The 15238-nt window shown below is 35.6% G+C and carries 14 protein-coding genes and 1 riboswitch; of the genes, 2 read left to right on the top strand and 12 right to left on the bottom strand.

Going from position 1 to position 15238, the window contains the following annotated elements; translation table 11 throughout:
* Positions 1–21: 21 nt before the first annotated feature.
* Positions 22–411 (bottom strand): SWIM zinc finger family protein, encoded by a 390-nt coding sequence (locus ACQVV1_RS08500; protein WP_242254566.1) that lies wholly within the window; start codon positions 409–411, stop codon positions 22–24.
* Between the two features lie 253 nt (positions 412–664).
* Positions 665–982 carry a hypothetical protein gene (locus ACQVV1_RS08495; protein WP_060631563.1) on the bottom strand — a complete coding sequence of 106 codons (318 nt, stop codon included), beginning with the start codon at positions 980–982 and terminating at the stop codon, positions 665–667.
* Between the two features lie 40 nt (positions 983–1022).
* Positions 1023–1121, bottom strand: a riboswitch (SAM riboswitch).
* Between the two features lie 122 nt (positions 1122–1243).
* On the opposite strand from ACQVV1_RS08495, the gene ACQVV1_RS08490 reads away from it, so the two are divergent.
* Complete coding sequence (locus ACQVV1_RS08490; protein ID WP_000554029.1) at positions 1244–1435, top strand: hypothetical protein; 192 nt, start codon at positions 1244–1246, stop codon at positions 1433–1435.
* A gap of 32 nt (positions 1436–1467) precedes the next feature.
* Here the strand turns inward: ACQVV1_RS08490 and ACQVV1_RS08485 are convergent, their stop codons facing one another.
* The 7 genes from ACQVV1_RS08485 to rraA form a co-directional block, all read right to left on the bottom strand.
* Positions 1468–2190 (bottom strand): YwiC-like family protein, encoded by a 723-nt coding sequence (locus ACQVV1_RS08485; RefSeq protein ID WP_242254567.1) that lies wholly within the window; start codon positions 2188–2190, stop codon positions 1468–1470.
* 185 nt (positions 2191–2375) lie between these two features.
* Complete coding sequence (locus ACQVV1_RS08480) at positions 2376–3077, bottom strand: ECF transporter S component (RefSeq protein ID WP_242254570.1); 702 nt, start codon at positions 3075–3077, stop codon at positions 2376–2378.
* Complete coding sequence (locus ACQVV1_RS08475) at positions 3050–4711, bottom strand: ABC transporter ATP-binding protein (RefSeq protein ID WP_431168753.1); 1662 nt, start codon at positions 4709–4711, stop codon at positions 3050–3052. Before ACQVV1_RS08475 ends, ACQVV1_RS08480 begins: the two co-directional genes overlap by 28 nt.
* Positions 4684–5562, bottom strand: coding sequence for an energy-coupling factor transporter transmembrane component T (locus tag ACQVV1_RS08470; RefSeq protein WP_242254573.1), 879 nt, complete (start codon positions 5560–5562; stop codon positions 4684–4686). Before ACQVV1_RS08470 ends, ACQVV1_RS08475 begins: the two co-directional genes overlap by 28 nt.
* Before the next feature lie 22 nt (positions 5563–5584).
* Positions 5585–6418: a DUF4430 domain-containing protein gene (locus tag ACQVV1_RS08465; protein ID WP_242254575.1), complete on the bottom strand. Its 834-nt coding sequence runs from the start codon at positions 6416–6418 to the stop codon at positions 5585–5587.
* Between the two features lie 58 nt (positions 6419–6476).
* Positions 6477–8264 (bottom strand): DUF4430 domain-containing protein, encoded by a 1788-nt coding sequence (locus tag ACQVV1_RS08460; protein ID WP_431168752.1) that lies wholly within the window; start codon positions 8262–8264, stop codon positions 6477–6479.
* Positions 8265–8602: 338 nt separating this feature from the next.
* On the bottom strand, positions 8603–9082 hold the full coding sequence (gene rraA / locus ACQVV1_RS08455) for a ribonuclease E activity regulator RraA (protein ID WP_242254578.1): 480 nt from the start codon (positions 9080–9082) through the stop codon (positions 8603–8605).
* 213 nt (positions 9083–9295) lie between these two features.
* Here rraA and ACQVV1_RS08450 point away from each other — a divergent pair, with 213 nt between their 5' ends.
* On the top strand, positions 9296–10726 hold the full coding sequence (locus tag ACQVV1_RS08450; RefSeq protein WP_242254580.1) for a YfcC family protein: 1431 nt from the start codon (positions 9296–9298) through the stop codon (positions 10724–10726).
* Between the two features lie 134 nt (positions 10727–10860).
* On the opposite strand, the gene ACQVV1_RS08445 is transcribed toward ACQVV1_RS08450, so the two are convergent.
* The 3 genes from ACQVV1_RS08445 to ACQVV1_RS08435 form a co-directional block, all read right to left on the bottom strand.
* Positions 10861–11688: an endonuclease I family protein gene (locus tag ACQVV1_RS08445; protein WP_242254582.1), complete on the bottom strand. Its 828-nt coding sequence runs from the start codon at positions 11686–11688 to the stop codon at positions 10861–10863.
* Positions 11689–12158: 470 nt separating this feature from the next.
* The gene (ybaK, locus tag ACQVV1_RS08440; protein ID WP_242254584.1) at positions 12159–12635 is read right to left on the bottom strand and encodes a Cys-tRNA(Pro) deacylase; all 477 of its coding nucleotides are present in this window, start codon (positions 12633–12635) and stop codon (positions 12159–12161) included.
* Positions 12636–12838: 203 nt separating this feature from the next.
* The gene (locus ACQVV1_RS08435) at positions 12839–15001 is read right to left on the bottom strand and encodes a serine hydrolase domain-containing protein (RefSeq protein WP_431168751.1); all 2163 of its coding nucleotides are present in this window, start codon (positions 14999–15001) and stop codon (positions 12839–12841) included.
* Positions 15002–15238 lie beyond the last annotated feature (237 nt).

Here is a 15238-nt window from a genome sequence, read left to right as displayed (position 1 = left end):
CCAAACAACTCCCTCTATAAGTTAAAGTTTCCCCTTCTTTAACATCTTCTCTACAATTTGCACGTTTTTCGAACTTTGCAACAAACGATTTAATACTGTGATTAACTCTTCCTTTTCTAAATCTTTCAGTTTCTCTTTCACCTTACTCTCACCAGCATCTTGAATATCATAAACAACTGCCGCCATATGCTTGCAAAGATTCTCATACGGACACTCGCAGCTACTTTCTGTAAAATCTTCAAGATCAATAATCACTTCATAGTTTCCTGCATTTCCAGTAACGAAAGCAAATACTTTTTTGTCTTGTATTTCAACATCTTCTACATGTCCTTCTTCATAATATTCATAACCTTTATCCATAATGTATTTAGGAATCCATTTCGTTATATCATTTAATAAGTAAGCGTACATAATAGCACCTCTTCCTTTAATTCCCTTTTGACTTCCACAACCCCTGCATGTTATTCTAATAACTGTCAAATAGCAAGTCTATGTGACAAAACGACTGACACCTATTCGGCGGAGGTGTCTCTTTTCATTTGCAGCCGATATGAAGTGCCTCTTTCAGGCACATTCAATCTTTGACACTACACACTCAACACCATTCCCTGTATCAGGCTGCTTAAGCAGTCTTTTACTCTACATACTTCAAAAAAAAGAGAGCTTAGCTCCCTTTTCTCGCCTTATAAAATACCCCTTTTTCAGTATAGAGATATTCATCAGCTAATGTAATTTTCCCATCCAGTTTCAGTTCATCTAATAGCCTTGATAAATAAAATTGATGTAACATCTTTTTCGTGAATTTTCCTTCATGATGCGAAACGATATGTTCTTGAATATCTAACAATGATATTGGCTTATCTTGCTCTATCATATATTCATAAACTGTACTACGCAGTTTTACGTATTTTTCGAGTGTCACAGTAATGCGCAACCCCTTTCTTCTTAATATAAATTTTCGTAATCGGTTTTTTTGCAACAAAAAAACCTCTCCGATAAGAAGAAGTTACGTATATATCTTCGTCTTATCTCCCAGAACAAATATGTTCTGCTGGAATTAGCACCTGCATCGCGGTTGCTGGGTTTCATCGGGCCAGTCCCTCCACCTCTCTGGATAAGAAAATATTCACTTAAAACCTACTATACGTAATTTCACTTTAATTGTCAAACAAATATAACAAATTATATTTTTTTCCTTACTGTTCATACTATATATATATGAGTATTCAAGGAGGAGTATGAAATGCATCAAAATGCTCGCGGATATGTACAAGATTCTTTTCAATCGTTACAAGAAGCAAAACATTGTTTAGAAGAAGCACTACAGACTGTTGAAAAAGATTTTAATCGTGCTCGTATTGAGCAATCCCTTTATGCGATCGAACAAGCTATTCAACGCTGCGATTACACCGTTCACATTTTAGAACAAGATTGAAAAAACTTCCCATCAATTGATGGGAAGTTTTTTCAAATGGCATACTTCATAATTATTGCCGTTATGATTAAAAAATATACAGAATTAACAATTTCTAAAATCCCTACTTTTATAATTGAAATTTTTTTGCCATACAATATAATTGCTCGAATGACACTTGGTATAAAAATAAGAGAACACCACGGATTGATAGCAAATACGATGATCGTTAACACGATATGATAACCCCAAGATATAAAACGATACTTCGGATTATTTTTCTCACGAATCATCGTTTTCACATAAAACGTACTTCCTAAAAAATATAAAAATGAAATAAGCGCAATAAATACTGCTGTTTTATCTAGAAGCTTCATTGAAAAATAATAACTAACTAAACCACCTATACAGAAAACAATAATTGCACTAATGTCATTTAGTAATGCTCTTTCATTCTTTTGACGAGCGTAATACATATTTACTATAAATAAGGGAATCATTACCACTACGAATAAAAGAATGCGCCATTCATATAATAGAGAAATCATCCCAAATACGAAAGCGATGATAAAATATACAATTGAAGCATGTAAATACTCTTTTTTTCGTTTTTGTTTTATGTACATAAGAAATGGATACGTAGCTAAATAGATAAAGAACCAAGCTAAAAACAATGGGATATGATACATAGTAGGTTTCCCAAGAATAACACTTAATAGAAATGGTATAACAAGCATGGCCCATGCACCATGTTGCTTCGGAATAACTAACTTCATTAACTATACACCTCCCTTTTGAAAATAGTTCTCACCTATTATTATACAAATAATTTTATATAATAGCCGACGTATATTGAATCGATTTTTTGACAAATAAAAAATGCTCCTTACAATATGTAAGAAGCATGAAAGAGGCAAACGAATATGTAAGTCGCGACCCTACCTTATATGAGTATGCTTTTCTATGCCATGTTATGCTTATCTAATATGCCGTATTTCCTTTTAAATCTTGTAAGAATCGTAATCCAAGAAGTACTAAATAATAGTAAGAACATAACATTCGAAATCGCATGGCTCAAATCGAAATAAAAACTTGCTATATAATATGAAATGACAGCTTCCCACGTTGCTTCACGTATAAAACCAAGAAGCCCCCAGAAATTCATGATCCAGCCAAATAAAAAGCCCACGAAGAACCCATATAATAGTCTCCCCCATAACTTTTTCATTAAAAATGTATTGCGAAGTAAGCCTGCTATAAAACCAATCATACCCCATGAAAACATTTGCCACGGTGTCCACGGACCTTGTCCTAAAAAAATGTTAGATACGATGGCCGCTGTTGCCCCGATCATAAATCCAGTCTCGCTTCCAAACACAATTGCAGAAACGATAATTACAAAAGAAGTCGGTTGTACACTCGGTAAAATAGAAAATGGTACGCGGCTAACTGCTGCAATTGCCGCTAATACGGCAACGAGAACAATTTCACGTGAAACAAATGCCTTCCTTTCAAAACGGATATAGAAAGGTAACATAATAACAACTAATAAAAACAAACTACTTAACAGGTAATAACCGTCCATGATAAGTGTAGTAAAGAGTAATGTGCCTATTATTACTGCAAAAATACATATTATGAATGCAACATATCGTTTGGACACGCTTCGTACACATCCTCCCACGTTAATGCATATGGCAATTCTTTACGAATGAATCGGTTAATAGATGTTGTATAAAAGAAGTTACCACTAAAAAATTCTTTCGGTGCATCATTCATAATAACTGCTCCGTCAAATAACATCATACATTGATCCACGTATTTCGCTGCAAACTCAATATCATGCGTTGCCATTACAATTGTTGTCCCTTCTTTTTGCAACTTTCTAAATAGCTCTCCTACTCTTTCTTTCTTCCATGGATCTAGTCCTTTTGTCGGTTCGTCCAGTAATAATAACGCCGGCTTTGATAATAACGTTGTACATAATGCAAGTAGTTGTTGCTCTCCTCCGCTACAATCATGCGGATGGCGTTCTTTAAGCGAGTACAACCAAAACTGTTTTAGCGTATCTTCTGCAATTTCTTTTCCTTGTTCTCCGTATAATTCACGTGCACGTTCATACACCTCATCCCACACTGTATCAAATGTAAAATGATAATACGGATGCTGCGATACATACCCGATCCTTTTAAATCGTTCTTTCGAATCAATTTTATGTATCACTTTCCCATTCCACTTTACTTTCCCTCTTCTCGCTTTTTGTAATCCAGCTAAAATCGTTAACAGTGTAGACTTACCCGTACCATTTTTCCCAACAAGAGCCACCCATTTCCCTTTTTCAATCGAAACTGTTAAATCTCGTAAAATAAGCGTACTGTTTTTTTCATATTGAAAAGAAATATGCTCTGCATGTAAAATGACTTCTTGCTTTTCACTTTGTGCTACTGGCTCGTTTACATATGACATCACTGAAAAATCATTCATCTTCATTTGTGCTTCTCGCACTGTAAACGGAATATCTTTCGCATTCCACTCTAAAAACAATCTTGGAATTTGCGGAATAAACGGACGAAACTTTTCAACTTCCCACATATTCGCTATAACCATTTTAGGACTACCATCATACACGATTCGGCCGTTATTCATACAAATAACGCGCGTTGCGAGCGGAATTACTTCATCTAAACGATGTTCACTTAAAACGATCGTAATGCCAAGTTCTTCATTAATACGTTTTAACAATCCTAAAAACTCTTTCGCAGCAATTGGATCTAACTGCGCTGTTGGTTCATCTAGTAATAATAATTTCGGCTGCATAACTAATACTGCCGCTAAATTGACAAGTTGCTTCTGCCCACCAGATAACGTATGAACAGATTGATGCAATAAATCTTGAAACCCTAAGAAACTAATAAGTTCAGCTATTCTCTTTTGAATAATATGAGATGGTAACCCGATATTTTCTAAAGAAAATGCTAATTCTTGAATTACTGTATCCATTACGAGCTGGTTTTCTGGATTTTGAAATACCATGCCAATTTCTTGGGCAGATAACAAATCCGGTACATTTTCTAATAAAGTACCATCATAATATGTATCTCCAGTACGCTTACCGATTGGAAGTAATTCCTTTTTAAAATGTTTTAATAAAGTCGTCTTCCCAGAACCAGAACCGCCAGCAAGTGTAATAAACTCTCCTTTTTGAATAGAAAGAGAAATATGCTGTAACGCTTTTTCGTTTTCATCAGCATATACAAATGATAAATTGTTTATTTCTGCATGCGCCACCATATCCATTCCCTTCCTTCCATTATGATTGGTAAACTAATAAACATCGTTAATACGACAAACATCATCCCATCGTATTGCTGAAAGAAAATAGATTCGACTTTCGGATAAATGATTAACTTTCCTCCGCCATACGTACTACATATAATAGCAATTATAAATAGAATACTTAAATAGCTGAGCGTATACCAATCGCGTCTTTCCATTCTATACCGAATATATGTCGTACGCTTCGTTACACCAAATCCACGAGCTTGCATAGAATCTGCCGTTTGCAGTGCATCTTCCAATGAACAAATTAATAATACTTGCAGCAATTGCATACCACTTTTCACGCGTTCAACAATGGAACCTGCATCTACTTGTACACCTTTCGTTTTTTGGACGAGTGTTATTTTCTGTAATCGTCTCATAAACAAAGGAACAAATCTCACTGTAATCATCGTTAACAATGCTACTTTCGGTGAAATTCTAGAAAATAAATATAAAAATTTATGGCTTGAAATAATATCATTATACGAAGCAAACATAAACATAATCGCAACTAATAATAACCCCATTACTAGTCCAAACATAATTGCCTCAAGCTTAATACGACTATCACCTAACCAAAATAATGTAGTTCGGCCTCTATGCGTGAATAACGAATTAAATAAAATGACCATAAAAAAGAAAACGATTGTACTCGGTAACATCTTTCTTATCTTTTCGCTATTCCCTTGCATCACATTTAAAATAATAATTAATAGTATTGCTCCAATTAAAAAAAGAGGATGAAGACACATCATACATAGTATCATCACCCCAATATAATAGAAAAAATTCACAAAAGGATGTAAAGAAGAAAAACTTATTTTCATAGTCCTTTACCGAATCCCTTTCTTATTTTAATACAAACACCCACTCAATCTTATCTCCTGGCTTTACTTTTACTACACCTGCACTATAGTTTGGAAAAGCACCGTTCACACGATATTTCCAGCCACTAGTATTAGTAATATCTTTCTCATATAAATCATTAATACCTTTTACATAAATATCACCTTTAGAGCCCATCACATCAAGCTCTAATCCTGTGTTCTTTAGCACATTATAGACCGTGTCACCTTCTTGTACATCAACCTTTTTCGCGCCTAATATGTATCCTTCATGTCCTTTTACGGAAATAGTAACTTGTTTTGCTTTAGGTTCTGGTACTGGATCTGGTTTTTTCGGTTCAGGAGTTGGTACTGTTGGAGTCGGTATCGTTTTCTCCTCTTTATTCGGATCAACTTTTTGCTCCTGCTTCGGTGTTTCTTTCGGCTGATTTACAACCTTCGCTTCTTCTTTTACTTCTTGTACTTTCGGTTGCTGTTGTTTTTCTTCTTGTGCTTTTTGCTGTTCTGGTTGCTTATTTACAGCTGGTTGTTCTTTCGGTTGTTCTTTCGGTTGTTCCTGTTGTTTCTCTTCTTTCTTTACTTCTGGCTGCGCCTGCGGCTTTTCTTCTACTTTTTGTTCTTGTTTCTCTTTCTGCTCTTCTTGCTTATTTTGCTCTTGTTCAGCTTGTTTTTCCTCCGGTTTTTCTTCCGGTTTCGCTTCATCTTTTTGCTCTTCTTGTTTTGCTACTTCTTCTTGCTTTGGTTCTACTTTCTTCTCAGGCTTTACAGCTACCTCTTCACATCCGGCAAGTAGTCCAAGTGAAAGCAGTAAAGAAATAATCCATTTCATCTTACTCATATGTTGTCTCTCACCTTTCATAATAAAATTAGGAGCAAATGATTGCTCCTAATTTTTGTTAAGCTGCTTTACGTCTCCATAATACATATGCAGAAGCAATACATAATACACCCATACCTACTTCTGTAGCTGCACTATGAGAAGATGTTCCTGTTTTCGGTAGCATGCTACCGTTTCCAGACTTTTTATTTTTAACCGGTTCATTATCGACAACAACTTTTAAATTGTCACCTTTTGTTTCTTTTTGTACTTGTTTTTGTTCTTCCGGTTCTTCTGTAACTTCTTTATCTACTACATTATTCTCCGGTTCAACAATCTTTTCTGGCTGTTCAATTGGTTTCGGTTTAATTACTTCATCAATGACTACATTCGACCAATCATAAATAGATTTCCCAAGTTCTTTAAACTGAATTAAAGCTAATAATGCTTGCTCTGTCGCCATTCCGCTACCATTTTGATCACCTGGTAACCATTTAAATTCACCATTTGGAAGTTGATATGATAATAGATTTTGCACTGCCTTATGTAGACGGTTTTGATCTACATCTTTCACAAGTGATAATCCAATAATTGCTTGTGCAGCACTATTAGAATTTTCTTGTCCATCAGCAGAGAAACCACCATTTTCTAGTTGTTCATTATATAAGTATGCAACAGCTTTTTGCACAGCTGGTTTCACATCTGCTCGGTCTTGATAAGGAGCTAACGCTGATAAAACCATACCTGTTACATCAACACTACTAGCACTATCTTTACTGCTTGCACTATCGTAAGTCCAGCCGCCATCCGTATGTTGCGCGTTTATAAGTGCCTCTACTAAAGCAACTCGATTCCATTTTGAATTTACTGGAACTTCATATTTCTTCGTATCAAATGCAAGTAAAGCAAATGTATAACCTGTAACAGAATTTACTTTATCTGATTCGTACAATTTTTGAACTAAATTATGTTCGCCTACCATTTTCGGGTCTGCATTCATTGCATTCATCATAATAATCGTTCTAGCTAAATCTGTCGCTGAAAAACGATTAATGCGCTTTTCTACTTTTTCAGTTACTGCCTTAACATAATTTAATTTTGCCTCAATTGGCACATTCTTTCCAGAACGAGAAAGGCCTAATGCTACCCAATCACTTTCAATTCCATCTTTTAACATCTTTTCAGATGTCTTAGAGATTGCTTCATTTACTTGTGCTGCTGGCACTTGAATGTTCTCTTGTTTTGGTTGTTCTGGTTTTTCTGGTTTTGGATCATCCGTCTCTGGTTCTTCTGGCTTTTCTTGTTTTGGATCATCTGTTTTTGGTTCTTCTGGCTTTTCTTGTTTTGGATCATCTGTTTTTGGTTCTTCTGGTTTTTCTTGTTTTGGATCATCTGTCTTTGGTTCTTCTACCGTTTTACAAGTACCAAATTTATCTAATGTTTGTTGTAATGTTTCTTGACTCATATTGCTCCAGTCTGAAACAAAGCGAAAAACAACAACATCTCCAGATTTTAATTTATAACTATCCGCTCCAACTTCTGCAGATTTATCATTTACATCATACAGCCAGCCACTTGTAGCCCCGGCCATTAGCCCATCAATGCCTTTTACATACGTTCCAAACGACATCGTTTCAGCTTCTACTTTGTCCCCCATGACTTTTTGCAGCAAACTTAAAGCTGTTTCCCCATCTTTAATTTGCTCTTCTTTCGGACATAACATAATGCCTTTTTGTGATTCACCAATAATTGCAAGTTTTGCTGTATTTCCTTCAGCAAACGTAATATGTACTGTATTCGCAAAAGAAACAAATACAAGTGTAACTGCCATTAACGACGTAAGCAGCCATTTTTTAAAGATTGCCATCCCAAAATTTCCTCCCTTACTACTATTCACACAAAAAAAGGCCCTTCAAGGGCGTGCAATTGACACTCTTTTTTTGTAAGTGTCGAACAAACTGTGCAACACCTCCTACCCGCATCATTCGCGGCTATATTTGTATAGGAAAAATAATTTTGTTCATGAACGTATCATTGTGATAACATTCACTTTTCTAGGCACAACTTACTTCCATTTAAGTTATCGTAAAACGATAAACCTATACATTCTGTTAATTTTAAATTTCTGTATTATTTTACTATTGACAAAGAATTTTGTCCATGATTTATCGGATTTATTTTCTAAGAATAGTAACTTACTAACCTTTAACGATGCAAACTCTTTTCACTAATAATGACGCCATCTTCATCCACATACACATATTCATTCGGCTTCCATTCTACTCCTCCAAATTGCAATGAAATATCACGCTCTCCTTTTCCTTCTTTTACACTTCTATTTGGCATCGTCCCTAACGCTAAAATACCAATATTAATGTTTTTTAGTTCACTAGAGTCACGAACATATCCATTTACAATAATACCTGCCAGCTTTCTTTCCTCCGCAATAGCTGCCAAATTATCACCAAGTAACGCACAATTCGTAGATGCTCCGCCATCAACAACTAATACCGTTCCTTCTGGTAATGTTTGCAATCCTTCTTTCACTAACACATTATCATCCTTCACTTTTACCGTTGCAATTTTTCCGTAAAATTTTTCTTTCTTCCCAAAAGACCGAAAAGACTGGCGACATATTTGTAATTCATTCTCAAACTCATCACATAGATCCGTAGTTTTCCACATCTTTTTTCCCTCTTTTCCTTTTCCTTTTACTTTTACTTTCTATTTAACATATTCTTGGATTATTTTCGTTTCCCTGTCTAATGTTGCAATAATTTGTATGTGCGGGAATAGGACAGAAAAACTATTGCCATAGGGAGCCACCTTTATTATAATCTATTCCACAGGTAAATTTCAGAATATTAAAAATTAACCAAGTGAAAAAGGAGGAATTTTATGCAATTACAAACCGAGGCAAAAAAACAGCCTAGTAAACGAAAATTTAAAATGCCTGACGCGTACGTACTACTATTTTTTATTGCCTTACTTTGTGCAATAGCTACATATTTCGTTCCTGCTGGAGAATTTAAAAGAGTGACAAACGGGACTGTTACAACGACAATACCAGGAAGTTACCATTCTGTTCCGCAATCACCGGTAGGGTTTGTTTCTTTTTTTACCGCTATTGAAAAAGGAATGACACTTGCTGCTCCTATCATCTTCTTAATTTTATTTACAGGCGGTGCCATTGCAATTCTTGAAAAAACAGGTGCCCTTGACGGTCTAATCTATCATGTTATTAACAAATTTCGGAATCAGCAATTACTTTTCATTTGTATAGTCGCAGCCCTCTTTTCTATTCTCGGAACGACTGGCATTATCGTTAACTCAGTTATCGGCTTTATCCCGATTGGCATCATCGTTGCACGCACATTAAAATGGGACGCTATCGTTGGTGTAGCAATTATTTATTTAGGCACTTATGCTGGTTTTAATGCTACTATTTTATCCCCTTCACCTTTAGGTATTTCACAAAAAATCGCAGAACTTCCGATGTTTTCGGGAATTGGTTTACGCACAGCAATCTATATATCTTTTTTACTTGCTACCATTCTATATATTAATTGGTATATAAAACGCTTGAAAAAATCGAATAAAGGAAGCATTCTCGGCGATAACTGGTTTCCAAGTAATGCTCTTTCAAGCGGGAAAGAAACAGAGAAAACAGAAGTTCCTTGGACAATACGTCATAAACTAATTTTACTCGTTTCAGCTTTATCGTTAATTGCATTTTTAATCGGCGCATTTCGTCTACATTGGACAGACGCAGAAATGACCGCTACTTTTATTTTCATAGCAATTACAGCGGGAATAATAGGTGGCATGAAAGCAAACGATATCGCTTCTACTTTTCTAGCAGGCTGCCAAAATCTCATATACGGTGCTTTGATCGTCGGAATGGCTCGTTGTATTTCAGTCATTTTAGAACAAGGTAAATTACTTGATACAATCGTTAACCAACTCGCACAGTCTCTCGAAGGACAAAGCCCAGCATTTGGCGTTATCGGTATGTATGTAAGTAGTGCCGCATTACATTTCCTTATTTCATCCGGAACAGGTGAATCTGTTATTTTCATTCCAATATTAGCTCCATTAGCTGATTTCATGCACATTACACGCCAAGTTACAGTACAAGCTGTTATGCTCGGCGAAGGTGTAGTGAACTGCTTAAATCCAACTTCCGGTGTTTTAATGGGTGTTCTCGCTGCGAGCGGCATTTCTTACGGAAAATGGATTCGATTTATGGCTCCTCTTGCGTTCATTTGGTTTATCATTGGACTTATTTTTCTTATTGTTGGCGTGAATATTGAGTGGGGACCTTATTAAATACTTAACTTGATAAAATATCTATCCTATTCTCCTCTCCAATCCTATAAAAATCATTTATTCCAGTATAGATATAAAAAGGGATTGATCATAATGATCAATCCCTTCTATCCAAATAGAATGCCTTTAAAAATCTAGTTCCAAATTTTATTTACCCATTCCGGATGATCAATAAAAGGATTACGATTATGTTGATATTTCGTAAAAATCACTTCATTACGCTTTCGTTCTAAATCATCTACCGGGTCTTGTTCATTCCATTTTAGTAAAACGGATAGTTTGCCCATGTATGGATCTTTATTGTTATTCACCTTTTCATTTAATTCTAAGTTTATTTCGCTGTTGTCACCTTCGTAACGAACAGCCATGTAAAATAGCATTCTAGCGATATCTCCTTTTACACTATCACGAGGTTCCCAAGAATCACTATCGTATTTACATTCTGTCGCTTCCGAATGATTCACACCACCATTATCAAAATCCAGATTTCCACGTGAGCTATTTACAGATACATCCGTCGCTCTTAAATGATGCAAATCTGTTCCAGGTCCTGCAGTCGTTCCAAAATCACCGTGAGATTTTGCCCAAACATGCTCTCGATTCCAGTTATCAACTCCTGAACCATTCGTAAGTTTCCCTTGCGAACGCCCAGTATATAAGAGTATCACATTGTTTTTATTATTTGGATCTTCATCAGTATCCCTTAGCGCTTCCCAAACCGCACTGTATGATAACTTTGTATGATCATCAATAATATTATGAAGTTCCTTCTTTAATTCTAAACCCGTCTTTCCTATTGCATTATTATAATATGTATCGTCATAGCTTTTTACAGTAATCTCTTGTGGTGATGCAGAAGCTACTTCACCGTGTATGATATCTGTGAATGATAGAGATGCAGAACCTAAAATAAAAAATGAAGATAGTGTAACCATAGCAATCTTTGTATTTCGAAACTTCATATACCCATTTCCCCTTTAAAATATAATTTGAAGCTATTCACTAAAAAATGCTTTCTAACCCCCCGAAAACTTTTAGAAGCCCATACCCCTTTTCTTTTTATTTAATACAGGACTCTATTGAGTCTGTATCACTTCTAAACTTTTTGTTTATTCACATTCCAAACAATTTCACTTTTAACAAGGAATACCCTTCTCTTATAAAGATTATTAAAATATTCTTTACAATTTAAAAGTAGTTTAATATTAACTTATAAATTGTAATTTATTTATGCAATAATACATATTTGATAATTTGTTCAAATGCATTTAAAGAAAACTGTGCACAAATATATAGAATTTAATATAGAAATTAAAAATCGGATGCTAATACGAATTCTTTTCTCTACAAATAAAAAAGGAATGTGTTTCACACATCCCTTTTTTTCATTCCCATTTGTAAAAAGATCCTATATCCCTTCAAATCTCACTATTTATTTCGTTATCTCACCAAACTGCGCTCTCGTCACTTTCGCTAAGTCATCCACTTTAAGCTCAATTTGTATACCAATTTTCCCGCCGCTTACTATCATCGTTTCAAGCGATTGAGCATTTTCATCAATACATGTAGAAAATAATTTCTTCATTCCGACTGGTGAACAACCACCGCGAATATACCCTGACACTTTCGTAATATCTTTTACAGCAATCATTTCAATTTTCTTTTCACCGACTGCTTTTGCCGCTGCTTTTAAATTCAGTTCTTCATCTACCGGGATGATAAAAACATGATGATTTTTACTATTCCCTTGAGCAATTAACGTTTTATATACTTCTCTCACTTCTCGTCCAATTTTCTCGGCTACTGATACGCCATCAATTTTCCCATCGTCTGGATCATATGACATCATCGAATATTCAATTTTTTCTTTATCTAATATTCGCATCGCATTTGTTTTATCTTTTTTCATGAGCTTCTCCTTAAAAAGTTATTTCATAACATTAAGTTTTCTTTTATTATACACCCTTTTCTGTTTCTCCTGCATAACTTCACATTTTTGTAGATATATGTATGCATCATCCTACTAAGATTTTATTTCTCATTAAATTCAAACTCACATAAAGAAAACCGAAATGGAGCCTTCAAATGAAAGGCTCCATTTCGGTTTTCTATTTAACGTCCAAACTCTTTATTAAATATTTTATCCCTACCTGTAATGACCTCTGGACCTACTGCATTAATAGCTGTTACTAAAATATGTTCTCCTCCAATAGGTCCACCGACCCTCGTTTCAAATCCAAAAGTCCCACCAGCATGCCCCCAATACGATTGCCCTTCTGGTGTTTTCTCTTCATAAACTCCCAGTCCAACCTTACCTATAGGTGAATCTACTGTTGTAAACATCTGATTCATTAGCTCTTGATTTAAGAGCTGCCCACCTAACAGTGCACTGAAGAATGTAGTCAAATCTTTCACTGTTGAAACCATATCTCCAGCTGCATTTGCCCATGACTGATTAATTTCTGTCAAATCATATAAACGACCTGATCTATCCATATTATATCCATTAGCATGCTTACCCGGTATGTGCGAACTTGCTTCCATTACGAATGTCTCTTTTAACCCGAGGGGTTCAATGAATCTTTTTCTAATTTGCTCCGCATACGTATCTCCTGTTACCTTCCGAATAATTTCCCCGGCTATAACAGTATTTGTGTTCGAATAGTCCCAGCCCTCCCCTGGTGCAAATACAGGCGGCTTTGCAAGTGCTAAACTTATAAGCTCATCGGTACTATAATAACGAAATGGGTTTTGAGGCAATGTAATATCTCTCATATCTAAATCTGTATATGCTGCAATCCCACTTGTATGGTTTAATAACTGACGAATTGTGATTTTACTCCCATCATATCCGTTACCCTGCACAACTCCCGGCAACCATTTCTCAACTGTATCCTCAAGGTTTAATTGTTTTTCTTCAGCCAATTGCAGTACAACAGAAGCAGTGAATGTCTTCGTTATGCTTCCTATACGGAACGAAAAATTCGGTTCTACAGGGCGTGGCATCTCGTAACTAGCTGTTCCGGTAGCGTACGACCAACGCTTTCCATCCTTTAATCCACCAGCTATAACACTTGGAATTTTTTTATTCGTTACTACTTGATCCATTACACTTTGCACTTCTTCTCGATGTTTACTTTTCTTTTCCTTATCAGTAGGTTCCTTTTTTGATTTTGCCGCAAATTCTGAAGCTAAAATATTATTAATCTGTTTCTCTGCCCCTAATACATTAATATTTATCGAAATAACATGTTGACCATCTTTCGTTCCACCAGCAAAGTTAGTAAAACCAGGAATACCACCACCATGTCCCCATACTTCAGTACCATCTGGTAATTTTGTTGCGTGAATACCAAGCCCGTACTTTCCTAATGGGGTATCTACTGTGTTAGTCACCATCTCCTTCTGCATTTCCGGTGTCAGTAATTTCCCACCTAATAAGGCACGGAAAAACGTTGTCATATCTTCTCCTGTCGAAATCATTTCACCACTAGCATTAGCAAACGATGGATTAAACAAAGTAATATCTACTAATTTATCTCCCGTATTTAAATAGCCACGTGCATTTTTTTTCGGAATGTCCATTGAGCTTCCAGGAAGAACTGTTTCTTTTAAACTAAGAGGTTCCATAATTCGTTTCTTTATTTGCTCAGCATACGATTCTCCGGTTACCTTCTGAATAATTAATCCTATAATAACCATGTTTGTATTCGAGTATGACCAGCCTTTTACTGGTTCTAATTGTAGGGCACGAGAAATTAATTGTTCCGCTGTATAATTCTCGCTTGGATTCTCTATTAAATTCTCTTTAAGATCTGGAGTCAAGTAATCAGCAATTCCGCTTGTATGATTTAATAGTTGGCGAATCGTAATTTTGCTGCCATCATAGCCTTTCCCTTTTATAAGTCCCGGCAACCATTTCTCTACCGTATCATCAAGACTTAACTTCTTTTCACCCGCAAGCTGCAATACTACTGTAGCTACAAAGGTCTTCGTTGTGCTCCCAATTCTAAAAGCAGAATCAGCATCTACTTTATGATTTCTCTCAATATTACCTTCACCAGAAGCATACGCCCAACTTGCCTCTCCATTTTTCACAGTAACAATAACTCCCGGAACATTCTTTGCATCGGCAGCTTTATCGATAACTTGTTCAATTGATGTCCTTTTGTTTACCGCATTTACGTCTTCGTAAGAAGGTATCGCTAACGCTCCAACCAATATTGCCCCTGTTAAAGTAAGGGCTGTTCCTTTTTTTAAGATAAATGACTTCATTATGCATCGCTCCTATTATTTTATATTTTTCTGTTGCCTCACTCCCTCACCTTAACTTCAATATCGTTAAATAACATAGTGACAAAACGCTTTAATTTACTTATTACGCTTTATGCAACTATGTCATATAAAACATGTGACAAACTGTCAACTGCTTCATATGACATACTTTGTTGACTGTCTTTCTATTGACGATTTCAGAGATATGTTACATGATGAATCTGAATCATTGATAAT

The sequence above is a fragment of the Bacillus basilensis genome (genome assembly GCF_050630465.1).
In the GTDB taxonomy this organism is placed as follows: Bacteria; Bacillota; Bacilli; order Bacillales; family Bacillaceae_G; genus Bacillus_A; species Bacillus_A basilensis.
This window is presented reverse-complemented; position numbering and strand designations above follow the sequence as displayed.

Excerpts from the sequence above, each read along its gene's own strand:
- ACQVV1_RS08500 (WP_242254566.1), bottom strand. The coding sequence starts at position 411 with ATGTACGCTTACTTATTAAATGATATAACGAAATGGATTCCTAAATAC.
- ACQVV1_RS08490 (WP_000554029.1), top strand. The coding sequence starts at position 1,244 with ATGCATCAAAATGCTCGCGGATATGTACAAGATTCTTTTCAATCGTTA.
- ACQVV1_RS08485 (WP_242254567.1), bottom strand. The coding sequence starts at position 2,190 with ATGAAGTTAGTTATTCCGAAGCAACATGGTGCATGGGCCATGCTTGTT.
- ACQVV1_RS08475 (WP_431168753.1), bottom strand. The coding sequence starts at position 4,711 with ATGGATATGGTGGCGCATGCAGAAATAAACAATTTATCATTTGTATAT.
- ACQVV1_RS08470 (WP_242254573.1), bottom strand. The coding sequence starts at position 5,562 with ATGAAAATAAGTTTTTCTTCTTTACATCCTTTTGTGAATTTTTTCTAT.
- ACQVV1_RS08465 (WP_242254575.1), bottom strand. The coding sequence starts at position 6,418 with ATGAGTAAGATGAAATGGATTATTTCTTTACTGCTTTCACTTGGACTA.
- ACQVV1_RS08460 (WP_431168752.1), bottom strand. The coding sequence starts at position 8,264 with ATGGCAATCTTTAAAAAATGGCTGCTTACGTCGTTAATGGCAGTTACA.
- rraA (WP_242254578.1), bottom strand. The coding sequence starts at position 9,082 with ATGTGGAAAACTACGGATCTATGTGATGAGTTTGAGAATGAATTACAA.
- ACQVV1_RS08450 (WP_242254580.1), top strand. The coding sequence starts at position 9,296 with ATGCAATTACAAACCGAGGCAAAAAAACAGCCTAGTAAACGAAAATTT.
- ACQVV1_RS08445 (WP_242254582.1), bottom strand. The coding sequence starts at position 11,688 with ATGAAGTTTCGAAATACAAAGATTGCTATGGTTACACTATCTTCATTT.
- ybaK (WP_242254584.1), bottom strand. The coding sequence starts at position 12,635 with ATGAAAAAAGATAAAACAAATGCGATGCGAATATTAGATAAAGAAAAA.
- ACQVV1_RS08435 (WP_431168751.1), bottom strand. The coding sequence starts at position 15,001 with ATGAAGTCATTTATCTTAAAAAAAGGAACAGCCCTTACTTTAACAGGG.